Annotated in this window: 19 protein-coding genes; 7 read left to right on the top strand and 12 right to left on the bottom strand. The window is 58.4% G+C overall.

Annotated features, from left to right (window positions below; all coding sequences use genetic code 11):
* Window positions 1–17: 17 nt before the first annotated feature.
* The 4 genes from B195_RS21910 to B195_RS21895 all read right to left on the bottom strand — a co-directional run bounded on the left by B195_RS21910 (window position 18) and on the right by B195_RS21895 (window position 4906).
* Window positions 18–494: a glycine zipper domain-containing protein gene (locus B195_RS21910; RefSeq protein ID WP_003438376.1), complete on the bottom strand. Its 477-nt coding sequence runs from the start codon at window positions 492–494 to the stop codon at window positions 18–20.
* Window positions 495–746: 252 nt separating this feature from the next.
* Window positions 747–3095 (bottom strand): FdhF/YdeP family oxidoreductase, encoded by a 2349-nt coding sequence (locus B195_RS21905; protein ID WP_003438379.1) that lies wholly within the window; start codon window positions 3093–3095, stop codon window positions 747–749.
* Entirely contained in the window at window positions 3092–3925 is an 834-nt protein-coding gene (gene fdhD / locus B195_RS21900) for a formate dehydrogenase accessory sulfurtransferase FdhD (RefSeq protein WP_003438382.1), read from the bottom strand. Before fdhD ends, B195_RS21905 begins: the two co-directional genes overlap by 4 nt.
* A gap of 93 nt (window positions 3926–4018) precedes the next feature.
* On the bottom strand, window positions 4019–4906 hold the full coding sequence (locus tag B195_RS21895; protein WP_003438386.1) for a LysR family transcriptional regulator: 888 nt from the start codon (window positions 4904–4906) through the stop codon (window positions 4019–4021).
* 115 nt (window positions 4907–5021) lie between these two features.
* Here B195_RS21895 and lysM point away from each other — a divergent pair, with 115 nt between their 5' ends.
* Window positions 5022–5462, top strand: coding sequence for a peptidoglycan-binding protein LysM (gene lysM, locus B195_RS21890; protein WP_003438388.1), 441 nt, complete (start codon window positions 5022–5024; stop codon window positions 5460–5462).
* Window positions 5463–5540: 78 nt separating this feature from the next.
* Here the strand turns inward: lysM and yrfG are convergent, their stop codons facing one another.
* Window positions 5541–6203, bottom strand: coding sequence for a GMP/IMP nucleotidase (gene yrfG, locus B195_RS21885; RefSeq protein WP_003438390.1), 663 nt, complete (start codon window positions 6201–6203; stop codon window positions 5541–5543).
* An 88-nt stretch (window positions 6204–6291) separates the two neighbouring features.
* Here yrfG and nudE point away from each other — a divergent pair, with 88 nt between their 5' ends.
* Both nudE and cysQ read left to right on the top strand, forming a co-directional pair.
* Complete coding sequence (gene nudE / locus B195_RS21880; protein WP_003438392.1) at window positions 6292–6858, top strand: ADP compounds hydrolase NudE; 567 nt, start codon at window positions 6292–6294, stop codon at window positions 6856–6858.
* On the top strand, window positions 6855–7688 hold the full coding sequence (gene cysQ, locus B195_RS21875; RefSeq protein ID WP_003438395.1) for a 3'(2'),5'-bisphosphate nucleotidase CysQ: 834 nt from the start codon (window positions 6855–6857) through the stop codon (window positions 7686–7688). The genes nudE and cysQ overlap by 4 nt, the downstream gene beginning before the upstream one ends.
* Before the next feature lie 64 nt (window positions 7689–7752).
* Here the strand turns inward: cysQ and B195_RS21870 are convergent, their stop codons facing one another.
* The 5 genes from B195_RS21870 to rfbB all read right to left on the bottom strand — a co-directional run bounded on the left by B195_RS21870 (window position 7753) and on the right by rfbB (window position 13630).
* Window positions 7753–8208 (bottom strand): YiiD C-terminal domain-containing protein, encoded by a 456-nt coding sequence (locus tag B195_RS21870; RefSeq protein WP_003438397.1) that lies wholly within the window; start codon window positions 8206–8208, stop codon window positions 7753–7755.
* 12 nt (window positions 8209–8220) lie between these two features.
* Complete coding sequence (locus tag B195_RS21865) at window positions 8221–9615, bottom strand: sigma-54 dependent transcriptional regulator (RefSeq protein WP_003438400.1); 1395 nt, start codon at window positions 9613–9615, stop codon at window positions 8221–8223.
* Entirely contained in the window at window positions 9612–11426 is a 1815-nt protein-coding gene (locus tag B195_RS21860; RefSeq protein ID WP_003438402.1) for a sensor histidine kinase, read from the bottom strand. Before B195_RS21860 ends, B195_RS21865 begins: the two co-directional genes overlap by 4 nt.
* Before the next feature lie 234 nt (window positions 11427–11660).
* Complete coding sequence (gene rfbD / locus B195_RS21855) at window positions 11661–12530, bottom strand: dTDP-4-dehydrorhamnose reductase (protein ID WP_003438405.1); 870 nt, start codon at window positions 12528–12530, stop codon at window positions 11661–11663.
* A gap of 17 nt (window positions 12531–12547) precedes the next feature.
* A complete protein-coding gene (gene rfbB, locus B195_RS21850) occupies window positions 12548–13630 on the bottom strand; it encodes a dTDP-glucose 4,6-dehydratase (RefSeq protein WP_003438409.1) in 1083 nt (360 codons plus the stop codon).
* Window positions 13631–13759: 129 nt separating this feature from the next.
* On the opposite strand from rfbB, the gene B195_RS21845 reads away from it, so the two are divergent.
* Together B195_RS21845 and aguA are read left to right on the top strand one after the other, a co-directional pair.
* The gene (locus tag B195_RS21845; RefSeq protein WP_177412917.1) at window positions 13760–13960 is read left to right on the top strand and encodes a hypothetical protein; all 201 of its coding nucleotides are present in this window, start codon (window positions 13760–13762) and stop codon (window positions 13958–13960) included.
* 129 nt (window positions 13961–14089) lie between these two features.
* Window positions 14090–15196 carry an agmatine deiminase gene (aguA, locus tag B195_RS21840; protein ID WP_003438411.1) on the top strand — a complete coding sequence of 369 codons (1107 nt, stop codon included), beginning with the start codon at window positions 14090–14092 and terminating at the stop codon, window positions 15194–15196.
* 60 nt (window positions 15197–15256) lie between these two features.
* Here the strand turns inward: aguA and B195_RS21835 are convergent, their stop codons facing one another.
* Entirely contained in the window at window positions 15257–17329 is a 2073-nt protein-coding gene (locus B195_RS21835) for a TonB-dependent siderophore receptor (RefSeq protein WP_003438412.1), read from the bottom strand.
* A gap of 259 nt (window positions 17330–17588) precedes the next feature.
* Here B195_RS21835 and B195_RS21830 point away from each other — a divergent pair, with 259 nt between their 5' ends.
* Both B195_RS21830 and B195_RS21825 read left to right on the top strand, forming a co-directional pair.
* Window positions 17589–18287, top strand: a complete 699-nt coding sequence (locus B195_RS21830) for a DsbA family protein (RefSeq protein ID WP_003438416.1) — start codon at window positions 17589–17591, stop codon at window positions 18285–18287.
* A gap of 248 nt (window positions 18288–18535) precedes the next feature.
* Window positions 18536–19819: an OprD family porin gene (locus tag B195_RS21825; protein WP_003438421.1), complete on the top strand. Its 1284-nt coding sequence runs from the start codon at window positions 18536–18538 to the stop codon at window positions 19817–19819.
* Between the two features lie 182 nt (window positions 19820–20001).
* Here B195_RS21825 and B195_RS21820 read toward each other — a convergent pair whose 3' ends face one another.
* Window positions 20002–22941, bottom strand: a complete 2940-nt coding sequence (locus B195_RS21820; RefSeq protein WP_003438423.1) for a M66 family metalloprotease — start codon at window positions 22939–22941, stop codon at window positions 20002–20004.
* Window positions 22942–23416 lie beyond the last annotated feature (475 nt).

Here is a 23416-nt window from a genome sequence, read left to right as displayed (position 1 = left end):
CGTTCTCAAGCGGTCGATCAATGATGACGATGCTTGTTTTTCTTGCGATGGCCATAGGCATGGCCGCGACCACGGTTGTCGTCACGGTAGTAACGGCGGTTATCGCGGCTGTTGTAGCGGCGATCATCGGCGTCGCTTTTATTGCCCATGTAGTTACCCAGCGCGCCACCGGCGCCGCCGCCAGCCGCTGCACCGACCAGGCCGCCAGTGCTGCCGCCGACACTGCGGCCCAGTACGTTGCCGCCAGCTGCGCCGAGGGCGCCGCCAATGGCCGCTTCGCCACGGCTGCGTTTGTCGGCGCCTACGGCACTACCCGCTGCGCCGCCGACGCCAGCACCAATCGCTGATCCGGTCGAGCCGCCGAGTTGTTGACCGACTACGGCACCGAGTACCCCGCCTAATGCGCCGCCTACACCGGCTTCGGTGGTGCCACCGGCCGAGGCTACGCCACTGACCAGGCCAAGGGACAACAAGAGAATCGAGGTGAGCTTCATAAGTGAGCCTCAAAGGGATGACGACGCGATCCTGAGGCTGCCGGGGAGTGGTGACAATCGAATTCCGACCAGTAACACGAGTTGTACACAATTATATAACTTGTTGTTTTTTATCGGGAACTTAATGGTTTTTCGAGGGTCTTTTAATTAGTTGGCATAGGCCGTTTTCACAGGAAACGGCCTTTTTTGTGCCTGGAATTCCTCAGCCGCTCTGCAGGGGCGAGCAATCCAGCTTTGCAGATTCAGGACGGGTTAACCCGTCCTGGCCATGATCAGCTTCGACGGGCTCGCTGCTTCAAGGCATATGGCCACGAACTTGGAAGTCGGCGTATGGCTGCCATCCCCCGTGCTTTCAAGCGGCACCAGCGGATTGACCTCGGGGTAGTAGGCGGCAGCCTGGCCTGCGGGTATATCGAAAGCCAGCAGCGTGAAGTTTTTGACCCGGCGCTCACGGTCGTCGTTCCAGATCGACACGATGTCGACTTTCTGCCCCGGCTTGAAGCCCAGGCGGATGATATCGGCTTCGTTGACGAACAGAACGTCACGCTGACCTTTAACCCCGCGATAGCGGTCATCCAGACCATAAATGGTGGTGTTGTACTGATCGTGGGAGCGCATTGATTGCAGGATCAGGTCAGGCAGTTTCCCGGTCGCACGGGTGCGGGCATCCACCAGATCCTGGGGCAGCACGTTAGGCCGGAAGTTGGCGCGCCGGGTCGGGGTATTCCACTGCCGCGCCCCGGCAGAGTTGCCAAGGTAGAAGCCGCCCGGGTGCTGAATCCGGGTGTTGAAATCTTTGAAACCGGGGATGGTGTCGGCAATCAGCTCCCGAATGCGTCTGTAGTCGGCCACCACCCAGTTCCAGTCAACCGGATGGGTGCCCAGGGTGGCGGCAGCTATACCGGCAATGATCGAAGGTTCCGAGCGCATCTGATTCGACAATGGCTGCAACTGGCCGTTGGAGTCGTGGACCATGCTGAATGAGTCTTCCACTGTGACCGCCTGGGGGCCTTCAGCCTGGATGTCGATATCGGTACGGCCCAGGCACGGCAAAATCAGCGCTTGCTTGCCGTGCATCAGATGGCTGCGGTTGAGCTTGGTGCTGATCTGCACCGTCAGGTCGCAATTGCGCAGCGCCTCGGCGGTGCGCGGGCTGTCCGGGGTGGCCTGGGCAAAGTTGCCGCCCAGCCCGATAAACACCTTGGCGCGTCCTTCGAGCATGGCGTGAATGGCTTCGACCACGTTGTGGCCATTGTCACGGGGTACCTTGAACTTGAAGCGACGCTCCAGGGAGTCAAGGAAAGCCACCGGCGGGCGCTCGTTGATGCCCATGGTGCGGTCGCCCTGCACGTTACTGTGGCCACGTACCGGACACAGCCCGGCACCCGGGCGACCGATATTGCCGCGCAGCAACATCAGGTTGGCGATTTCCTGGATCGTCTGCACCGAATGCCGGTGCTGGGTGATACCCATTGCCCAGCACATGATTACGTTTTTGCCCTTGAGGTACATGCGCGCAGCACGTTCGACGTCGACCAGGGGCAGGCCCGATTGCTCGACGATGTGATCCCACGAGGTGGCATCCAGGCTGGCGATGTAGTCGAGCACGCCATCGGTATGTTCATTCAGAAAAGCGTGATCAAACACGGCAGGCAGGTCAGCCGCCTGGGCATCGCGCTCCCATTGCAGCAGAAACTTGGCCATACCGCGCAACAGCGCCATATCACCGCCCAGTGCAGGGCGCAGGTAGGCGGTGTTGGTTGGCCGGTCGCCGTTGGTGAGCATTTCCAGTGGATGCTGCGGATGTTGAAAACGTTCCAGACCGCGCTCCTTGAGCGGGTTGACACAGACCACCTGGGCACCGCGTTTAACCGCTTCACGCAATGGCTCGAGCATGCGCGGGTGGTTGGTGCCCGGATTCTGCCCGAGCACGAATATAGCGTCTGCGTGCTCGAAGTCGTCGAACGTCACTGTACCTTTGCCCACCCCGATACTTTGCGCCAGGGCTACGCCGCTGGCCTCGTGGCACATGTTCGAGCAGTCCGGGAAGTTGTTGGTGCCGAACGCGCGCACGAACAGTTGATACAAATACGCTGCTTCATTGCTGGCCCGGCCCGAGGTGTAGAACTCGGCCTGATTGGGGCTGGAGAGATTCAGCAAGTGCCTGGCGATCAATGCGAACGCAGCGTCCCAGCTGATGGGCGTGTAGTGGTCGGTCTCAGCGTTGTAAGCCATCGGCTCGGTCAGACGACCCTGGTATTCCAGCCAGTAATCGCTCTGCTCGAGCAAGGCCGTTACGCTGTGTTTGGCGAAGAACGGGGCATCCACCCGGCGCTTGGTGGCTTCCCAGTTCACCGCCTTGGCGCCGTTCTCGCAGAACTTGACCAGGCCGCTTTCCGGCGAGTCGCCCCATGCACAACCCGGACAGTCGAAACCGCCGTTCTGGTTGGTCTTGAGCATCATGCGCAGGTTTTTCAGCGCGTTGTCGCTGGTCAACCAGGCCTGCGCCACACTGATCAGCGCGCCCCAGCCACCTGCCGGGCCTTTGTAGGGCTTGTAGCGTGGGGTAGGGGTCTGGTCGGCTTGATGATGAGTGCTCACGCTTGACTCTCCTGCGCCGGGCTGTACACCCGTGGTGCGCTTTTTTGTGGCAGATGAATGAGGTTGAGGTTGTGGCGTCGGGCCCATTGCAGCGCCAGGCCGGTAGGCGAGGACAGGCTGATCAGGGTCTGGATACCGGCGCGCAACACTTTTTGAATCAGTTCAAGGCTGCAACGGCTGGTAACTATTGCCGCACCGCCGCTGAAGTCGATGTTCTGGCGTACCAGTGCGCCGATCAATTTGTCGAGGGCGTTGTGTCGGCCGATGTCCTCGCGACCCATCAGCAACTCACCCCGCGCGTCCATATAAACAGCTGCGTGGACCGCACCGCAGTGTTGGCCCAGCGGCTGGAATTCACTGATGCGCTGGCGCAAACCCTCAAGCCATTGGGCGGGCGGCAAGGGCGCCCCTGCAAGTACGTTGAGCTCGGGCAGGGCTTGTTCCACCGCTTCCACCCCACACAGCCCGCAGCCGCTGGTGCCCGCCAGTTGCCGGCGCTGCTGCTTGAGATTCCAGAACGCCCGACTGGCGATTTCGACCTGTGCGTATTGGGCCGGGCCTGCGCCGGTGAGCTTGAGGTCGTAGATTTCGCTGGCGTCTTTAATGATTCCGCTGCCCAGGCTGAAGCCGACGATGAAGTCTTCAAGGTCAGTGGGCGTGACCAGCATCACTGCCTGGCTGATGCCGTTATAGGCGATGGCCAGGGCAACTTCTTCGGCCAGTGCGGTTTCAGCGCCGCTGCTGTGGTCCAGCGTGACGTAGTGGTAGTTCTGGCTGGCAGCGGGAGTCACAGAGGCGGGTGCCGCGCACTGGGGGCGCTTGGCGTTCATAGGGCAGTACCGACATTTGGGTCAGTACAAGCCTAGGCGCGACACAGTGTCACGTCTAATCGCTAGTCCTTATCTATTGATAGATAGCGTCGATCAAGAAGGCTTGGCTGATTGTTGGTACATCCCGAAGCAGGCCTCGGCCAGCGCCGAACGGGGGGCGGCCCGGCGCATGATCAGGCCAAGACGGGACAAGGTATTGGCGTCCTGAATCGGGTGCAGGCGCAGGTTGTCGGTCAGAGCTTCAAGCCCGCCCTCCAGCGGCATTACCGCGCAACAAAAACCGCCGTGTACGGCCTGCAACAGTTGATGAACGGCATCGGTTTGCAGGATGGGCCGGGGCGTGAGGCCACGACTATGGAAGTTGTGATCGATGGACTGGCGAAAGTGCATACCGCTGCTCAGCAGGCCAAGGGGCAATTCAATCAGTGCCTCCCAGCTCAGGGGTTGCTCGCCGAAGTTGAAGTGCCGCTGGTCGTAAAGCAGCCCCATGCGTGTTTCCCCGAGGGCCTGAAAATCAAAGCGCTCCTGATCCAGGCGGTCCAGATAGGACACGCCCACGTCCAGCCGGTTACTGGCCAGCTGTTCAAGGATTTGCTCGGAGCTCAGGGCTGACAGCTCAAAACGCAGTTCGGGGTGCTCCTGATGCAGGCGCTGTAATAAAGGCAGCGGATCAAAACTTGAGAGCGGCACCACCCCCAGACGCAACGTCCCAATCAAATTGCCGCGACATGCAGCGGCCTCTGCCTGCAAGCCGTCGTAGGCGGCCAGAACGGTTCTGGCCCAGGCCAGCACCCGCTCGCCGGGAGCGGTAAAACTCTCGAAACGCTGGCCGCGGTTGACCAGTTGCAGGTCGAGTTCTTGCTCAAGGCTGCGCAGGCGCATGGACAGGGTGGGCTGGGTGATATGGCAGCGGGCGGCGGCCTGGCCGAAGTGCCGGGTTTCGTCCAGGGCTATGAGGAATTTCAGCTGTTTAATGTCCATCGTCGCTCCACGCGCTATTCACGGGCCGATTCTAGCGCGCCTGGTTCGCAGCCTGCTTCGCCAATGATGGTCTACGCTAGTGGATCTGGATATCTCAACCCTTGGAGCGTGATTCATGAGTATTTTTAGCTTTGTGAAAGAAGCCGGCGAGAAATTGATCGACCTGCTGACCCCGGGCAATGCCAATGCCAGTGAAGAGCTCAAGAAACACGTTGAACAGGTAGGTCTGGGCAACCCGAACATTACGGCCACCGTGGACGGCGACAAAGTGACGGTGAGCGGTGAAGTGGCCACTCAGGAAGAGAAAGAAAAAATCATTCTGGCCGCGGGCAACATTGCCGGTGTAGCCAGTGTTGAAGACAAGATCACCGTCACCGGGCCGGTGGTTGTGGCTTCTAAATTTGTAGTGGTAGAGAAAGGTGACACCCTCAGCGCGATTTCGCTGCGGGTGTACGGCAATGCCAACCAGTACAACAAGATTTTTGAAGCCAACAAGCCACTGCTCAAAGACGTCAACAAAATCTATCCGGGGCAGACACTGCGGATTCCTGAGTAACCCCGTCACTCATTTGCAGGAGCGGGCTTGCTCGTGAGCCTTTAACAGCTCGCTCCTGCATGGACAGGGCGTAATTTCTCAAAGCCCTTGCAGCAAATCCCGGTAATCCCCCAGCGCAGCAAACTCCTCGGTATCTTTCGGGCCCTTTTTGCTGTCCGGCTGTTTCACCGCCAGCAAGTGGGCCACGCCAAAATCACGGGCACTGCGCAGGATCGGCAAGGTGTCATCGATAAACAGGCTGCGGGATGGGTCAAAGCCGATATCGGCTTGCAGGGCATGCCAGAAAGCCGGGCTTTCCTTGGGGAACCCATAATCGTGGGAACTGATCAGGCGCTCGAAGTACGGCGCCAGCTCGATCCGCTCCATTTTTAACGACAACGAATCGCGGTGCGCGTTGGTGATCATGATCACCCGCTTGCCGGCCTGTCTGGTCGCTGCCAGAAAGGTGTCGGCATCGGGCCGCAAGGCAATCAGGTTGGCGGTTTCGAGCTTGAGTTCGCGCACCGGGATCTTCAGCTCGGTGCTCCAGAAGTCCAGGCAATACCACTGCAACTGGCCAGCATTGCGCTCAAACAGCGGCGTCAGCTCCAGGTCGGCCATTGCCCGGCTGATGCCATGCAACTCGGCATAGCGCTGGGGCAGGTGTTCCAGCCAGAAGTGATTGTCGTAATGCAAGTCGAGCAGGGTGCCGTCCATGTCGAGCAGTACGGTATCAATGTCGCCCCAAGGTAACGCTGTCATGCAAAACTTCTCCCGCAGTTGAAAAACTTCCGACACAGACAATCGGAAAAGCCGGGGTATAGTAACCCGTTCATATTGAGGAGCCGCTATGCGCCAAAAACCCACCGTACTTGCCCGTGAAATTGTTGCCAGTAGCCGATTGTTTCGCGTCGAAGAAGTGCAGTTGCGCTTTTCCAATGGTGTCGAGCGCACATACGAGCGGCTGGTGGGGCGTGGCAACGGCTATGGCGCAGTCATGATTGTGGCCATGATCGATTCCGAACACGCGATTCTGGTTGAAGAGTACTGCGGCGGTACCGATGAGTACGAAGTGTCTTTGCCCAAAGGCCTGATTGAGCCGGGCGAAGATGTGCTGGCCGCCGCCGAGCGTGAACTGAAGGAGGAGGCCGGTTATGGCGCCCGCCAGCTGGAACACCTCACCGAGCTGTCGCTGTCGCCGGGTTACATGAGTCAGAAGATTCAGGTGGTGCTGGCCACCGACCTCTATGAAGAGCGTCTGGAAGGTGATGAACCCGAGCCGATGCGGGTTGAGCGGGTCAATCTGCGTGAGCTGTCGAGTCTGGTGCAAAACCCGCAATTCAGCGAAGGCCGTGCTCTGGCTGCACTGTATCTGGCGCGGGATTTGTTGACCCAGCGCGGAGTATTCGTGCCGTGAGCGATTTTCCCCACCCGTTGCTTGCAGGCGTCATCGCCCTGGCCCATGTCGCAGGGGACGCGATCTTGCCGTTCTGGCGTGCCGACGTTGCCGTGACCGCCAAGGCGGATGATTCGCCGGTTACCGCTGCCGATCTGGCGGCCCACCATGTGCTGCTCGATGGCTTGACGGCGCTGGCCCCGCAGATCCCGGTACTGTCTGAAGAAGACGCCAATATTGCACAGAGCGTGCGCGCCGGCTGGACCCGCTGGTGGCTGGTTGATCCGCTGGATGGCACCAAGGAATTTATTTCAGGCAGTGAAGAATTCACCGTCAATATTGCGCTGATCGAACACGGTCGTGTGGTCTTCGGCGTGGTCTCAATGCCCACCAGCGGTCGTTGTTACTACGGTGGTGCAGGGCTGGGTGCATGGCGTGAGGATGGCGGCGTGAGCTCGTCCATCAGCGTGCGCAACACTCCGCCTGCAGGCCAGCCGTTAACGGTGGTCGCCAGTCGCCGGCATTCCAGCCCTCAGCAAGAGCGCTTGTTGGCGGGTTTAAGCGAGCAGCTGGGCGAGTTGCAGCTGACCAGCGTAGGCAGTTCGTTGAAGTTTTGCTTGCTGGCCGAGGGAGCCGCCGATTGTTATCCGCGTCTGGCGCCGACTTCACAGTGGGACACGGCGGCGGCTCAAGGCGTGCTCGAAGGTGCAGGAGGGGTGGTGCTGCAACTGGATGGCGAACCGTTCTGCTATCCGGCGCGTGAGTCGCTGCTCAATGACCATTTTCTGGCATTGCCGGCCAGGGCGCCGTGGCGCCAACAGCTGCTGGCCCTGGCGCAAAACAAGCTGTAGGAGCGAGCTTGCCGGCGATCTTCTGCCACCTTGCGAGCAAGCCCGCTCCTACAGGATCAGTGATTTAGCGGTGCAACACATACTGCCCGCTGAACCTCACCGCATCCTCTGCACCCTCGGCATTGATGACCCGGGTCTCGAGGGTCAGGCGTGCGCGGCCATGGCGTTGGTACATGGCCAGAAACTTGTTCCAGGCCGCATCGGCAGGTGCATCGCATAGCACGATAGCGTCCCGGGTCACGGGCAGCGGGTAGCTGATGTGACCTTCCTGAATCACGATATGCCCGTCTTCAATCCCCGCCTCCCGCAGGCTCAAGTGCAGCCAGCCCCAGCCTGCAAGCACCGCGCCGCAGTACAGGCTGCCGCCGAACATGGTGCTTTTGTGGTTAATGTTGGCCGCCAGCGGAATCTGCAGGCGCAGTTGGTGCTGGTGCCAGCCTATGACTTTCAGGCCCATTTCACGGGTAAGCGGAATGTCGTGATGGAGGACGGATTCCAGATAACGACTGTCGCGATTCATGCCATGGCCTCTTCAATCAAGTTCATCGGTGTGCGGGTGACTGCCACTCTCGAAGTTCAGCCCGTGTTTGCGCAGTTTGTCGTGCAAGGTTTTACGCGGTACACCCAGCGCCTCAGCCAGGCTGCGCATGGAACTGTGGGAGCGCTCGAGTTCGGCGGCGATCAGGCTTCTTTCAAAGTGTTCGACCTGCTCGCTCAAGCCTCCCGAAACTTCACCGGCGGACGAGGGCGAGCCATCGGCAGAGTCATCGTCCAGCGCCAGCTCAAGACCCAGGGCAAATCGTTCGGCCACGTTTTGCAGTTCGCGCACGTTGCCCGGCCAGTTGTGACGCAACAACAGTGCGCGTTGCGCCGGCTGCAGCACATTGGGTGTGAGGCCGTGGCGACTGCTGGATTCGTCGGCGAAATGCTGGAACAGCATCAAGGCGTCCTCACCGCGCTCGCGCAAGGGGGCGATGCGCAAGGGGGCGACATTGAGCCGGTAATACAGGTCGGCGCGGAACCGTCCCTGGTCAGCGGCCTGGCGCAGGTCTTCCTTGGTGGCGGCGATCACCCGGATATCCAGCGGGATCAACTGATTGCCCCCCACGCGCTCAACCACCCGCTCCTGCAACATGCGTAGCAGTTTGACTTGCACGTCCAGGCTCATGCTTTCGATTTCATCGAGGAACAATGTGCCGCCATTGGCAAACTCAAACTTGCCGATACGACGCTTTTGCGCACCGGTAAACGCCCCGGGTTCATGGCCGAACAGCTCGCTTTCAACCACCGACTCCGCCAGTGCGCCGGCGTTGATTGCCACAAAAGGTCCATTGCGCCGGCTCGACAGATCATGCAGTGCCCGTGCGACCACTTCTTTGCCAGAACCGGTTTCGCCCAGAATCAGTACATCGGCTTTGGTCGCTGCCAGTGCGCCGATTTGCTCGCGCAGGCGCAACATGGCCGGTGAATGGCCCACCAGTCGGGTACTCAGTTGCTGGCGATCGCTCAGGGCCAGGCGCAGGCTGCGGTTGTCCAGCACCAGGGCACGCAGGGCCAGTGCCCGGCGCACGCTGTCGAGCAGTGCATCGCTGGCAAAGGGTTTTTCCAGGAAGTCATAGGCCCCCGAACGCATCGCCTGCACTGCCAGCGGCACATCGCCGTGGCCGGTAATCAGCAGCACTGGAAGTTCCGGGTCCTGGGCGTGGAGTTGGGCCAGTAACTCAAGCCCGTCCATGCCCGGCATGCGAATATCGCTGACCACCACTCCGGGCCAGTCCCGGCCGATACGCTCACCCAGGCCGCTGGCCTGTGCCAGTGGCAAGACCTTGAGGCCCGCCAGGTCCAGGGTTTGATACAGGGCCTGACGTAGATGCGGGTCATCATCGATCAGGATGATCTGTACGTGGGGATCGATGGGCTGGCTCATGACCTGGAGTCCTCGGAAGCTTGCAAGCTGACGCCCGGCGCACCTGCGCGCAGACGTAAGGTAATTAAGGCACCGCCTTCCTTGTGGTTGGCGAACAACAACTCGCCGCCAAACGCGCGGATCAGCGTGTCGCAGATGGCCAGCCCCAGCCCCAGCCCCTGAGTACGGGTTTTGGTGGTGTAGAAAGGCTCACCGGCGCGGCCCAGGGCTTCCATGCAAAACCCCGGGCCATTGTCGCGAATGTACAGGGTGACGCCTTCCGGGGTGGATTGGGCACTTAGCCACAAACGCCGGGGCGGACCTTTCTCGGTCAGGGCATCGAGCGCGTTGGCCAGCAAGTTGCCCAGCACCTGGCGCAAACGTGTTTCACCGGCCTCGACCCACAGCGTGGCGGCAGGCAAGTCGCGAATCAGCTCCACCTCCATGCTGCGCCGACGCTTGGCCAGTAACGCCAGGGCATCGTCCAGCGCCGGTTGCAGGGCGACGCTTTCCGGCGCATGCCGATCACGGCGGGCGAAGGCGCGCAGGTGCGCGATAATCGACGCCATGCGGCCAGTCAGTTCGTTGATCAGTTTGAGATTGCCGCGCGCGTCTTCGATGCGCTGGTGATCGAGCAGCACTTCAGCGTTTTCGGCATAGCTGCGAATAGCCGCCAGCGGTTGATTGAGTTCGTGGCTGATGCTGGCGGACATGGTACCCAGCGCTGACAGTTTGCCCGCCTGCACCAGATCGTCCTGAGCGCGCACCAGCTCCTGTTGCGCCTGTTCGCGCTCCAGCACTTCCTTGCGCAGCCGCTGGTTGAGGCCTTCGAGATCACTGGTACGTTCTGCCACACGCATTTCCAGCTCGCGGCGCGCCTTGCCCTCGAAGGCGATGCGTTCAAGGTAATGGCGCCGGCGCTGCATCATCAAACTGATCAACAGCATCACCACCAGCAAGGTTGCGCCGCCGATGGCCAGTGCCGTGCGTACCGGCCGGTCGATCAGGGTGCGTGGGGCAAGAATGTTGACGCTCCAGCCGGTTTCGTCGATTTTCTGGGTCTGTACCAGCCAGGCACTCAAGTCGAGTTTGAGCGGCTGCGGGTCGCGGGTCGGGTAGGGCAGGATGGCGAAAATGGCCTCGCGCTCTTCTGGTGACAGATCGCGGGTGGCGCGGAAACGCCATTCCGGACGGGAAGTAAGAATGACCACACCGTTGTGGTCGGTCATCAGCAGTTGTTCGGGGGTCTTGCCCCACAGCTGTTCGGTGTGATCGAGGTCGACCTTGACCACCAGTACACCGATTTTTTTATCGCCTTCCAGGACCGGTGCGGCAAAGTAATAGCCGCGTTTGCCGGAGGTGGTACCCAGCCCGAAGAAACGCCCCAGCTTGCCTTCCATCGCTTCGCTGAAATAGGGGCGGAAGGCGAAATTGCGGCCGATAAAACTGTCGTTTTTATCCCAGTTCGATGTGGCCAGGGTGTCGCCATGGGTGTCCAGCAGGTACATCACCACCGCGCCGGTCTGGGTGCTGATGTCATTGAGCAACTCATTGGCCCTGGCCTGGGCCCGCGGGTCCTCCGGATTTGCCAGCACGGCACGCAGCGCAGGCAGCTCGCCGAGGATCTGCGGCAGCACTTCATAACGATGCAGGGTGCCCAGCAGGTTGGCGACATAGAGATCGAGGGTCTGGCGATTTTGCCCGGCCAGTTCACTGCGGTAATAGCGCTCGGCCAGGTGTTGCAGCGGCCACAGCAAAGGCGCCAGACACAATGCCAGCAAGGCCAGGCTGCGCCAGCGGGGTCTGCGAGGAACTGAAGGGGTCGTGATCATCGAATAATGCGCCGCGAGAGTACGGCGCAGTATACCCAGCCTTTGTTGTAGCGATGCAGACGGCGAGGGTGCACTGGCGGACCGCGTTGCGGCTATCGCTGGCAAGCCAGCTCCCACAGTAAACCCAGCCTTTGTTGTAGCGCCAGCCCCACAGGGTTTGCGCAGGGCAGTTATACCCGGTCTTTGTTGTAGGAGCTGGCTTGCCAGCGATGCTGGCAGCAGTTTCTGCGCAGGTCAGTGCTGCGCGGCCAGGCACTCACGTAATGCGTTTTGCCAGGCGGGCTGAGCGACGTGCCACTCGCGCTCAAGGCGGCTGCAATCAAGACGCGAGTTTTGTGGCCGGGCAGCCGGTGTCGGATAGGCGCTGGCCGGGATCGGCTCCAGGGTTGCGCAAGGCTTGCCCTGGGCTGACAGGTGTTCGGCAATGGCCTGGGTAAAACCAAACCACGAGGTTTCGCCCTGGGCCGTGAGGTGGTAAATCCCCCATGCTCCGGCTTCTGCGGCTTGCCAGCGCTCGATCAACAGGCGCGTGCTGCGGGCAATGGTGCCCGCCCAGGTAGGCGCCCCGACCTGGTCCGCCACCACCCGCAGCTCCGGCCTTTCTTGCAGCAGGCGCTGCATGGTCAGCAGGAAGTTCTTGCCGTGGGTGGAGTACACCCAGCTGGTGCGCAAAATCAGACAGTCAGCACCGGTCGCTGCAATTGCCTGCTCGCCCGCCAGCTTGCTCTTGCCGTAGACACCCAACGGGTTGGGAACATCGTCTTCGGTGTAGGGCGCAGGCTTGTTGCCGTCGAACACATAATCAGTGGAGTAGTGAATCAGCGGAATGCCCAGGGCCGCCGCTTCTTCAGCAAACACTCCGGGCGCGATGCCATTGATGGCAAATGCCAGCTCAGGCTCGCTTTCGGCCAGATCCACCGCGGTGTGCGCGGCCGCATTGATGATCAGGTCAGGCTGGTGGGCCCGAACCTGCGCGCGGATTTGCTCGGGCTTGCTCAGATCAAGCTCGTCACGACCCAGCACTATCAGCTGGCCCAGGCCGGCAAGGTGCTTCTGCAGTTCGATGGCGACCTGACCGGTTTTGCCGCTGATCAGGATTTTCAAGGGCGCTGCGCCGTTACTCATGCCAGCAGATCCTTGGCCTCGGTGAACCCCAGGCGCTGGCCCTGGTAGCTGCCATCCTGAACGCGCTTGCACCACTCCAGGTTATCCAGGTACCACTGCACGGTTTTGCGCAGGCCGGTTTCGAACGTTTCTTCAGGAACCCAGCCCAGTTCACGTTCGATTTTGCTGGCATCGATGGCGTAGCGCTGATCGTGGCCAGGGCGGTCAGTCACGAAGGTAATCAGGTCGGCAAACTGTGCAACCCCTGGCGGATGCTCTGGCGCCAGCTCCTCGAGCAGGGCACAAATACTGCGCACCACGTCGATGTTCTTTTGCTCGTTGTGGCCGCCGATGTTGTAAGTCTCGCCGACCACACCTTCGGTCACCACTTTAAGCAGGGCGCGGGCGTGGTCTTCAACGAACAGCCAGTCACGCACTTGCAGGCCGTTGCCATACACCGGCAGCGGTTTACCGGCCAGCGCATTGAGAATGACCAGCGGAATCAGTTTTTCCGGGAAATGGAAAGGACCGTAGTTGTTCGAACAGTTGGTCAGCAACACCGGCAAGCCGTAAGTGCGGTTCCAGGCGCGGACCAGGTGGTCGGAGGCCGCTTTGCTGGCCGAGTACGGCGAGCTTGGCGCATAAGGCGTGGTTTCGGTGAACAGATCGTCGACGCCATGCAGGTCGCCATACACTTCGTCAGTCGAAATATGGTGGAAACGAAATTCGCTCCTGGCCGGCTCCGGGAGGGTCAGCCAGTAGGCGCGGGTGGCTTCCAGCAGGCTGTAAGTACCGACAATGTTGGTCTGGATGAAATCCGACGGGCCGTCGATGGAGCGGTCAACGTGGGACTCCGCAGCCAGGTGCATGATGGCCTGGGGCTGGAAACGTTCGATGATTGCACTGACCGCGGCCTGGTCGACGATGTCGGCCTGGACGAATTCGTAGCGGCTGTCGGTGGCAATGCTTTGCAGCGATTCAAGGTTACCGGCGTAGGTCAACTTATCGAGGTTGAGCACTTCGTGCGCAGTGTTCCGGATCAGATGACGGATCAGTGCCGAACCAATAAATCCGGCGCCGCCGGTGACTAAAATGCGCATGTGGATATCCCTTATTCCCAGATGGACTTCAAACGTATGGCGCGTAGCTTGTGGGCAGGTGCGAGGTGGTGCAAGTACAAGTTGACAGCAGTCATTGCGGGCAGGGCCGCGCCTGAAAGGGAGGTATTTATGAATATCGATTTATATCGGTATTTATGTCTGATCCTGTTCTCTGGCCAGCAACATTCACGGGGCATGGCGCTGAGCGCCGCCCACAAACTGGGTGGCAATGGCTACGTGCTTGGTGGCATTGGCCTGCAGAGCGCGACCAGGGGAGGGCCAAAGCCCCGGATGAACCGCCTGTCGAGGTTTTTGAAAATAATTAAATAAACGTTTTATTGCCGATATTTATCGATTATAAAAGCACCTGTGGTTGACGCATGGTTGCCCTGTGTCCACTGTTTCAGAATTAGTCGTGTTCGATTTCCCCTATACCGCCTCCCTGGAGTCCTGATCCCGATGACCACTTTGCACAGTTCGCCCCGCGCTGACGGTTTTCACATGCCGGCCGAATGGGCTCCGCAAACCCAGACCTGGATGATCTGGCCCGAGCGTCCGGACAACTGGCGGTTGGGAGGCAAACCGGCACAGGCGGCACACGTCGCCGTGGCCAAGGCCATTGCGCGTTTCGAGCCGGTGACCGTCGGCGTGTCGGCCGGCCAGTACGAAAATGCTTGCGCGCACCTCGATGTGCCGAATATTCGAGTGGTGGAGATGTCCAGCGACGACGCCTGGGTGCGTGACAGCGGGCCAACCTTTGTCATCAATGACAGCGGTGAAGTGCGCGGCGTTAACTGGGACTTCAATGCCTGGGGCGGGTTTGATGGCGGTTTGTACTCCCCGTGGAACCGCGACCGCCAGGTGGGTAGCAAGATCCTCGAAATCGAACGCAGTGCGCGTTATTACACCGAAGGTTTCGTGCTTGAGGGCGGCTCGATCCACGTGGATGGTGAAGGCACGCTGATCACCACGACCGAGTGCCTGATGAACCGTAACCGCAACCCGCACCTGTCCCGTGAAGAGATCGAAGACGTGCTGCGCTCGCATCTGGCGGTGGACAAGATCATCTGGCTGCCGGACGGTCTGTTCAACGACGAAACCGACGGCCATGTGGATAACTTCTGCTGCTACGTTGCTCCGGGCGAAGTGTTGCTGGCCTGGACTGACGATGAACAGAACCCCAACTATGCGCGCTGCCACGCCGCAATGGACGTACTGGCAAGCAGTACCGATGCCAAGGGTCGCCCTTTTGTCGTGCACAAAATGCCGATCCCGGGCCCGATGTATGCGACTCAGGAAGAATGCGACGGCGTGGATAAAGTGGCAGGCAGTCAGGACCGCAACCCGTCAGAACGTCTGGCCGGGTCTTACGTGAACTTCCTGATCGTCAACGGCGGCATCATCGCCCCCAGCTTTGACGACCCGATGGACGCGCCGGCCAAAGTCATCCTGCAAAACCTCTTCCCGCAACACGAAGTAGTGATGGTGCCGGGCCGCGAATTGCTGCTGGGCGGTGGCAATATCCATTGCCTGACCCAGCAACAACCGGCGCCGCGCAAGGCCTGATGCACGGCTCCTGTAGCCGCGGATGAGGCCCGATCGCAGCCTCGTCAGCGACTACAGGGTTTAAAACTTATAGGTCCCGGTCATCACCAGACTGCGGGGCTCGCCCGGCATGATCTGGGAGCCGCTGGTGGCTGAGGCGTAGTAGTAACGGTCGGTGAGGTTGGTCAGCGCACCGGTTACATCCCAGTCCTTTTCGCGATAGCCCGCCAGTGCATCCCAGCGACCGTACCCCGGCAATACCACGGTATTCTGGTTGTCCGCATAACGCTGGCCCACCAGGGTCAGGCCTGTTTCTGCGTACCAGCCCATTTCCGGTTTCCAGGTCAAAAACACGCTGCCATTGTGCTTGGCTACGCCGTTGATGCGCTTGCCTTCAAAGCCGTTGTTGTCCTTGACCACCGTTGCATCCTGCAGGCCAATGCCACCGCGCATGTACCAGTTGCCCCCCAGTTTGCCGCTGGCGGTCAGCTCAATGCCCCGTGAACGTTGCAGGCCCGAGAGCAGGGTGATGGTCGGGTCATCCGGATCCTTGGTCCGACGGTTGTAGAGTTCCAGTTCGTAGACGGCCAGCGTGGTGCTCAAACGATCATCCAGCCAGTCGCTTTTGACCCCGATTTCCTTCTGCTTGGTCAGCTCCGGGCTCAGATCGTTGGCGTTCCCTGCTGCGCCCGGCGTGATGCCGATCAGGCCACCACCCACTGGCGAAAAGGTCTTGGTCCAGGAGGCGTAAAACGAATGGTTTTGCAGCGGTGTCCAGACCACGCCAAGCCGCGGGCTGGTGCTGTGGCTTTTGCGTTCTTCGGTGATGTCCTTGAGATTGCTGGTGGACTCGACTTCAAAGCGGTCATAGCGCAAGCCTGCCAGCACTTGCCATTGATCGTTGAGACGAATCTGGTCCTGAACATAGAGGCCCTGGCTTTCGACTTCGGTGTGGTTGTCGCTGGAAATCAGCATCGGTCCGCTCGGGCGCAGGTTTCGATCCGGGTTGTAGACGTCAACTGCGGGTACGTCCTTGGCACTATAGAGCTTCGGGTCACGGCGCTGGCTGCCGATCTCCAGGCCGGTCAACAGGCGGTGCTCAAGGCCAAAGGTGTCAAAACCGCCTTCGATTTCGAGGTTGTTGAAAAGGTTGCGGGTGGTCATGTCCTGCTGCCAGCTCTGACGATTGACCTTGTCCGTTTTCGGGTCGTAGCCCACCAGGTAAGTGTTCTCGAACTGGCTGTCGAGCTTGAACACGCCCAAGGTGTGGCGCAGTTGCCAGTTGTCGCTCAATTCATAGCTCAGGCGTGAGCGCAGATTCTGGGTTTTGTCATCGATAAAATCATTCTGCCCGCCATAGGATGTGCCGCGACTGACATCTGCCGGCCGGCCGTTGATGCTCGGGATGCCGCGATCCGGGGTGCGGTTGTAACGGCTGTATTCGTATTGCACCAGCCAGTTCAGGTCCGGGGTGATCTGCCAGTTCATCGATGGCGCGAACAATTGACGATTGCCGCTGACGTGATCACGGAAGCTGTTTTTGTCTTCGTTGCCCATGTTCAAACGCAGGCTGACGGTGTCACTCGGGTCCGCGCTGAGGTCGGCATAGAGGCTGCGCAAGTCTTCGCTGCCACCTTGGGCCTGAATGCTTGATTGACGCCCGAATTGCGGCATCTTGCTCACGCGGTTGATGATCCCGCCCTGGCTGCCACGCCCGTACAGTACCGCTGCCGGGCCTTTGAGCACTTCAATGCGCTCGATGTTATGCAGGTCGCGAACGTACTGGCTGTCGTCGCGAATACCATCCAGATAGAAGTCGTTGCTGGCGTCGAATCCGCGAATGCGCAGGCTGTCGAAACGGGTATCAGCCGTGCTGCTGACGTTGGGAATACCGCTCAGGGCTTCGCCCAGAGTGTTGATTCCGTAATCCAGCACATTGCTGGTTTTCACCGAATCGATGGCTTGCGGCACATAACGCGCAGGGGTCGAGGTACGGGTGGCAGTGGTGACATCTCTGACCCGGGGGTCATCGGCCTCGGCTTCGCTGGCGTTAATCGACAGCTCGGGGAGGGTGGTGGCAGCCGTGCCAAATCCGGCGTACAGCAAGGCACACAGCCCCAGATTCAGAGGCGTGAAGCGGCAAGGGGAGAGCATGGTTGAGAAGTGTCCGGGCGGGTGGGATCGGGGGTTATATTTTTTAGGGTGCGAATGGTAATGGTTCTTGTTGCTTAATGTTAATTATTGCCATTCGCCCGTCCGGCAGATATGTATCAATTTGTTTCTCCGGCACCAGGCCCTTGCTGTATCTGATTCGCCCGATTCGCGAAACACACTAAAAGCCATACCGGCGTTTTTCCCCTTGTGAGCCAAAGCTAAGCTGGCGCCCTGTCTTGTTGAACATTTGGAGCGACCCGTGAGCACCACCCCTGTCTTGCATTACATCTACGACCCTTTGTGCGGCTGGTGCTATGGCGCCAAACCCTTGCTTGAAGCTGCACGCGGCATCTTGCCGGTTGTGGCCCATGGCGGCGGCATGATGACCGGTGCCCATCGCCGCCCGGTGACGGCCCAGTTGCGGGACTACGTGATGCCCCACGATCGGCGGATTGCCGAACTGACTGGCCAGCCCTTTGGCGAGGCGTACTTTGACGGTCTGCTGCGTGATACCACGGCGGTTTTTGATTCAGAGCCGCCGACCACCGCCATATTGGCAGCGCAGCAAGTGGCAGGGCGCGGACTTGAGCTGTTGGGGCGTCTGCAAACGGCTCACTACGTGGAAGGCCGGCGTATTGCCGATGAAAATCTGTTGCTGGAGCTGGCGGCTGAAATCGGACTGGATGCCGAGGCATTCAAGGCGGCTTTTATTGCGGCCAGGGGTGACATGACACAAGCGCACTTCAAAGACAGTCGGGCGCTGCTGGCGCGGGTCGGTGCTCAGGGGTTCCCGACGCTCGTACTGGAGCAGTCCGGTCAGTATCAGGTGATCGATTCAGGGAAGTATCTGGGCCAGCCCCGGGCCTTTGCCGACTGGTTGCGCCAGCTGGATGGTATGGCTGTGTGCGACTCAAACGTTTCAGCTCCCGCCTGCGGCCTGAATGGCTGTGATGAGTAATTGCTGACGTCTTGGACAAACTTCAGGAAAACTTTGGCAATTAACAAATTTTTCACGAAATTGACACTTTACCTTCACGCCGGATAGGATTCCCGCCAACGCCTGTGGCGACTAGCCATACACCAACTTTTCGAAAGACCCGCACGAGTCTTCGCGCGGGTCTTTTTTGTTTATGTGAAGCAACCACCACTCAATGTTTCAGCTTGATACCCACAGCGCGCTTCGTATTCAGAAATAAGGAAAATAATATGTTGAACAAACGGATAGGCCTGCTCGCGTTGGGCGTACTTACTGCTACCCAGGCCATGGCTAACGATCAAGCTGATGCAAAAGGTTTTGTAGAAGACAGCCACCTGAATGTACTGGCGCGCAACGCCTACATCAGCCGTGACTACAAAAACCATAAACAGGACAAGGCTGAATGGGGCCAGGGCTTCCTCGGCACGTTCAGCTCGGGCTTCACCCAGGGCACAGTGGGTGTGGGTGTGGATGCCTTCGGCATTTACGCACTGCGTCTGGATGGCGGCCGTGGCAAAAGCGGCGCGGGCGGCATCGACTTCTTCAAGCAGGGTGCCGACGGCAAAGCCGCTGACGATATCTCCAAGGCTGGCGCTGCAGTGAAGTTCCGGGTATCCAACACTGTGCTCAAGTATGGCGACCAGATGCCTGCTCTGCCGGTACTGATGTACGACAACTCGCGTCTGATGCCAGAGAGCTTCACCGGTACACTGTTGACCTCCAAGGAAATCAACGGCCTTGAGCTCAACGTCGGCCGTTTCACCGCCGAATCGCGTAAAAGCGCTGACGCACGAGACAGCGGCGACCTGAAAAGCATCAATGTGTTCGGCGGTAGCTACAAGTTCACCGACAACCTGTCGGCTTCGCTGTACGGCTCGCAGATGGAAGACGAGCTGAACAAGCAGTACGTGGGTGTTAACTACGTCATGCCGCTGCAAGACAAACAGTCCCTGACGTTTGACTTCAACGGCTACCGTACCCACGTCAAAGAGGACTACGCTCGCGACGTACTGAAAGTAGACGGTCAGGACAACAAGATCTGGAGCCTGGCGACCACCTACGCGTTTGGCGCACACACCCTGACCCTGGCTTACCAGAGCAGCACCGGCGAAATCGGCTACCCGTATGGCGGCTACCGCAATGCAGGCGGCGTGGGCGATGGCGGCAACACCATCCTGCTGGCCAACTCCTACTGGTCCGACTTCAACGCCAAGGATGAACGTTCGTGGCAGCTGGGTTATGGTTTCGACTTCGGTGCCGTTGGCATTCCAGGCCTGACCTACAACATCGCCTACGTGCGCGGCACCAACATCGACGACGGTTCCGACCGTGGCCGTGGTACCGAGCGTGAAATCTTCAACCAGGCCAAGTACGTCGTACAAAGCGGCCCGGTCAAGGACCTGAGCGTGCGTCTGCGCGGTTCGTGGTTGCGTGTGTCGAACAACGCCAGCGACTACAACGTCGGCGGTAACGAAGTACGGGTATTTGTTGATTACCCGATCAGCATTTTCTGATGCCACCGGTCTGCTGAACAGGCCGGACATCTGAACAAGAAACGCCCCGAACATCAGGTCCTGATGTTCGGGGCGTTTTAGTTTCAGCGTGAGTTATTGTGCGTGTCGAGTCTTGAGCCCCCACAACGAGAGGAAAGGTTTCCTGCTTTTTTGGGGGGCCGTGTACAGATGTTGTAAAAAACCTATTCGCCATTGATTGTATAAGTAAGGTCGCGCTTGGCGGGGGCAATGCTTTGCCGAAGAATTACAGTGCCATTGTTTATCAGCAAAACAGTACGTGGTTGATCAGACTCGGCAATATTGATATGGAATTTGTTCATGAGGCCGGATTCGATACGATAGTTGTGTAATTTGAAACGATGGGTCGTGTTTTCTTCCTCAACCCACAATTGGTAATCGGAATCGAGCAGCGTGCTGCTGTCATCGGCATAGAGAAAACCGTAGGCGCCATGCAGGGCAGGGTATAGATAGCTTTGCAATTCGCCTTGGGGATCGTAATAGCCAACCAGGGTGGTGATGGGGACCCCGAATTCCTGTGGGCAACGCTCAATGCTGATATCGCGAAGGTGCAGGTATTCGCTCCAGTTCGTTCCGTCTGACAGGTAGTATTTCTTGTCCCCGGTTAACAGTTCGATTGACAGGCCGTTGATGTAAAGCTGTGTGCTGTAGGTGGCAGTATTATCAAGGGTGATTATTCGCTGGTTGTTGATCTGCGAGGCAGGCGGAACATGTATTGACGGGGCCCAGTCTCCGTCTTCCATGCTGATATTCACGACGTGATGCATGCCCAGCAATTGCGCCAGAGTGGATTGACTCAGGTCTTCGTTGGGGGCGGCGATTCGAGTCATGCTCATGTCCAATAACAGGCATTCGCTCCAGCTGAAACCGGTTGATACATAAGCTTTGTTGAAACCGCGGGGGACAGTAATAATGCGGCCGTTGATATGAAGGTCGCTGTCGTACCCGGCATCATGATCGATTGTGATAATGGATTGAACATTGGACAGGGACGCCGGTGGAACATGGATCGACTCAGCCCAATTACCATCCTGCATGGCCACTGTTACCATGGGGTGGTGATGGAACAAAGTCGAGAGGGCGTCTTCACTGAGGTCGTTGTTGTCTGCAGTCGTCGGCCCATACAGATCGATCCTAAGAGAGCAGGGCTCCATGGTTTGAGTGGTGGGGTTCCATTTGCGAAAACCTGTACTTGAATCGCTGGCAAAGACTGTTTTGCTTTCCAGGAAACCCTGAGCAAGTACGGTTGTATAAGGCGTATGCAGCGTGAACCGGTTGGCACTCGACATTGGTTCGCCACCAGCCATTGGATCAGCCCCGAAAGCGCGACCATGGAAGGGAGCCTGACATTCATCTTCAAAACAGACTTCTTGATTAGTGATATCGGCACTAAAATTGGGTACAAATTTATTAAGGTCACTGTCCCAACCCCAGGTTGAGTTGATCTGATCAGCCGCGCGATGTACAGATCCTTCAAAACCACCAGGGTAATGGCCCAGCCCGTAGTTGTGCCCGACCTCGTGGCTAAATTCGTTACCGGTCGAATCATCAAGGGTTACGATGCCGCCTCCGCCAGAGCCCCCATGTACTTGAATACCGTTGGCATATTTCCCGCAACTGTTGTGTGCCGTGATTTGCGCAGCATAATAATGGTTCCCCTCGCCTTCGCCTTCGGTGCAGTGGATTCCATAGTTGGCATAATTGATACCTAGGGATATGAGTTCTTTGCCGATTGTCTGGCGCATTGTGCCGTCGTGCCAGCCTCCCTCACTCGGATCAAAGTCAGTCAGCAAGGTGCCATCAGGCAACATCACTTCGGTGAGATGAATCGATTCGAAGTCACTCACGACCATGCGTGTCACTGGAATGGTCTGAAAATACTCTCTATGGGTACCGGGGTCCCGGGCAAAGGCATAGGCGTCGCGCGGGGGCGTAAGCATGCCGATATCGATGGTATTGATGAGTAATTCGGTTGCTGCGCCGACCGGTATATTGTTCAACAGGCCGATCAAGTCGCCGGTTAAAAACTCCATGCTGATACCTGGCTTGATCCAGCTTGCCGGAATTTGAACACTCCATGTGTGCTCGGAATAGAGAAGTCCTTGAGCGGCCGCTTCAATATCACTCACCCACTGTTCCGAGATGAATTTGAATTGACAGGTTTCACCTTGTGAAATCCTTACTTCGCGGCCGCTGTAGAGAACAGTGGACGCATAGCTTGCATTGGCGTGCACGCGGACTATTTTTCCCTCAAAAGTTGCACTGTCGGGTAAATAAATATCGCTTACCCATGCGCCGTCAGCAGTGTGAATATCTACGACAGCATGTTGCTGAAGTTTCTGTCGCAGGAATGCCCCGGCAGGATCGCTCAACTGCTCCAGTTCGCTGCTGTCATCTATCGTGCAAGTCGGTCCTGGTAAAGGCGTGAAGTCTACATCGCCCGGGTCTACATCAAGGTGGTAGACGGTATCAGGAAGTTGCTCGGGGCGGTTCATGGACAGTGCGCCCAGCTGTTGCTCATCTCTATCCAGCACAATGACCTGCAGGGCATCAATGGGGTCTTTCGTTTTGAGCATAAGTAACGTTTGACGCCCAGCCACTAAATAAGGTTGCAGGTCATCTTGTCTGAGGGTTTTCGGAAAAACCTGGCTTTGGGCATAGTGAACACTCCCGACCAGAGAACCCAGCAAGTCATTGACAATGTCATTGGTATTAAACACCAGGTTGGCGGATTGAATGCTGATCGAGCCGTCGGCTCGGTTAGTCGTAAAGTCAAAGCGCTGAGAGGGCTGGCCGGGAAGGTAAGTGTTTGCCTCAACGCCGGACTCTGTCATTTCCAGCACCACGCAAGCGTGGTTACTGTGAACGGTGATAGAACCATCATTGTGATATTCAAGATTGAAGCGTTGTGCTTGATCTCCCGAATAGGGTGAAGCCCAGACCCCGGAGTCAGACATTGACAGTGCGAGGTCTTGATAAAAATTGCGAATACTGACGGAGCCATCAGGGAGCCTGACAATGCTGAAGCTTTGGGAGGGCGAACCCATGTAAGGCTTGGCGAGGAACTTATTATCCTCAACAGTAAGAGCGACTATATTTTTCATAGAACGAAATTCCTTTTGCAGGCGGGTGCACAGCTATTGTCTAACCGGGTAAACGGCAGACTGCTTGTTTCAGGTAGCTGATTTTTTTGACAGGCAAGTGTTTATTTATCAGCGGGTGATAAGTAATAAACTATGAGAATTATTGGGTGAGCCAGGTGGCTTTGAAGTGCAGTGAGTATGATTTTTTTTCTTCGGGTTTTCTATAGTTGTGACCGGCCTGCACTTTGTACGCGGTGCACCTACAACTTTATCGCAGATTATTATGTGGTCGTGTTATTCAGTAGTTAAGCCACCCTTATATGCCCTCTCAGCAGTGGCGCTTTATTTTGCATATCCTGGGTATTGCGCGTGAGATGTTCCGCCCCTGTTACGTTGTGGGCGGGCCAAACATTGCAGGAGCGAGCGTGCCTCGCGGTGTTCTCAACGACACACAGAGTGTCGTTGGCACCTGTCGCAAGGCAAGCTCGCTCCTGCA

The sequence above is a fragment of the Pseudomonas sp. Lz4W genome, assembly GCF_000346225.2.
In the GTDB taxonomy this organism is placed as follows: domain Bacteria; phylum Pseudomonadota; class Gammaproteobacteria; order Pseudomonadales; family Pseudomonadaceae; genus Aquipseudomonas; species Aquipseudomonas paraversuta.
Note: the sequence above shows the minus strand (reverse complement) of the source record. Positions and strands in the feature narration are given on the sequence as shown.

What these genes read in the sequence shown, in the direction of transcription:
- B195_RS21910 (WP_003438376.1), bottom strand. Translation starts at nt 494, where the DNA reads ATGAAGCTCACCTCGATTCTCTTGTTGTCCCTTGGCCTGGTCAGTGGC.
- fdhD (WP_003438382.1), bottom strand. Translation starts at nt 3,925, where the DNA reads ATGAACGCCAAGCGCCCCCAGTGCGCGGCACCCGCCTCTGTGACTCCC.
- B195_RS21895 (WP_003438386.1), bottom strand. Translation starts at nt 4,906, where the DNA reads ATGGACATTAAACAGCTGAAATTCCTCATAGCCCTGGACGAAACCCGG.
- lysM (WP_003438388.1), top strand. Translation starts at nt 5,022, where the DNA reads ATGAGTATTTTTAGCTTTGTGAAAGAAGCCGGCGAGAAATTGATCGAC.
- yrfG (WP_003438390.1), bottom strand. Translation starts at nt 6,203, where the DNA reads ATGACAGCGTTACCTTGGGGCGACATTGATACCGTACTGCTCGACATG.
- nudE (WP_003438392.1), top strand. Translation starts at nt 6,292, where the DNA reads ATGCGCCAAAAACCCACCGTACTTGCCCGTGAAATTGTTGCCAGTAGC.
- B195_RS21870 (WP_003438397.1), bottom strand. Translation starts at nt 8,208, where the DNA reads ATGAATCGCGACAGTCGTTATCTGGAATCCGTCCTCCATCACGACATT.
- B195_RS21865 (WP_003438400.1), bottom strand. Translation starts at nt 9,615, where the DNA reads ATGAGCCAGCCCATCGATCCCCACGTACAGATCATCCTGATCGATGAT.
- B195_RS21860 (WP_003438402.1), bottom strand. Translation starts at nt 11,426, where the DNA reads ATGATCACGACCCCTTCAGTTCCTCGCAGACCCCGCTGGCGCAGCCTG.
- rfbB (WP_003438409.1), bottom strand. Translation starts at nt 13,630, where the DNA reads ATGCGCATTTTAGTCACCGGCGGCGCCGGATTTATTGGTTCGGCACTG.
- B195_RS21845 (WP_177412917.1), top strand. Translation starts at nt 13,760, where the DNA reads ATGAATATCGATTTATATCGGTATTTATGTCTGATCCTGTTCTCTGGC.
- aguA (WP_003438411.1), top strand. Translation starts at nt 14,090, where the DNA reads ATGACCACTTTGCACAGTTCGCCCCGCGCTGACGGTTTTCACATGCCG.
- B195_RS21835 (WP_003438412.1), bottom strand. Translation starts at nt 17,329, where the DNA reads ATGCTCTCCCCTTGCCGCTTCACGCCTCTGAATCTGGGGCTGTGTGCC.
- B195_RS21825 (WP_003438421.1), top strand. Translation starts at nt 18,536, where the DNA reads ATGTTGAACAAACGGATAGGCCTGCTCGCGTTGGGCGTACTTACTGCT.
- B195_RS21820 (WP_003438423.1), bottom strand. Translation starts at nt 22,941, where the DNA reads ATGAAAAATATAGTCGCTCTTACTGTTGAGGATAATAAGTTCCTCGCC.